This is a genomic window from Vibrio sp. 10N.222.49.C9 (assembly GCF_041474985.1).
GTDB classification, from domain to species: Bacteria; Pseudomonadota; Gammaproteobacteria; order Enterobacterales; family Vibrionaceae; genus Vibrio; species Vibrio crassostreae_C.
In genome coordinates, this window is sequence record NZ_JBFRVD010001150.1 from 1 (window position 1) to 458 (window position 458).

The following is a 458-nucleotide window of genomic DNA, read 5'->3' on the forward strand; positions in this document are numbered from 1 at the left end:
GTGGTGATACACTGAACACGGCTCTGTATCTGTCTCGTTTGACTCACAAGCACGGTATCAAAACTAGCTATGTAACAGCATTGGGCCAAGACCCATTCAGTGCTCACATGCTAGAAAGCTGGGAGTCTGAAAACATCGATACAAGCCTAATTGCACGTCTTTCAGACAAGCAACCAGGTCTTTACTACATCGAAACTGATGACACTGGCGAGCGTAGCTTCCACTACTGGCGCAACGACGCTGCAGCGAAGTTCATGTTTGATCAAGCTGAGTCAGCTTCTCTTGTTGACACGCTAAGTGGCTACGATGCTGTTTACCTAAGTGGTATCACTCTAGCTATCTTGACTGAAAACGGTCGCAACGAGCTATTCAAGTTCCTTGAGAACTTCGAAGGTAAAGTATTCTTCGACAACAACTACCGTCCAAAACTATGGGCTAGCCAAGAAGAAGCTCAAAAG

Annotated in this window: 1 protein-coding gene; it reads left to right on the forward strand. The window is 46.1% G+C overall.

Annotation, left to right across the window (positions count from 1 at the left end):
• The coding region (locus AB4585_RS27315; protein ID WP_372171880.1) for a PfkB family carbohydrate kinase at positions 1-458 on the forward strand (458 nt) is incomplete at both ends.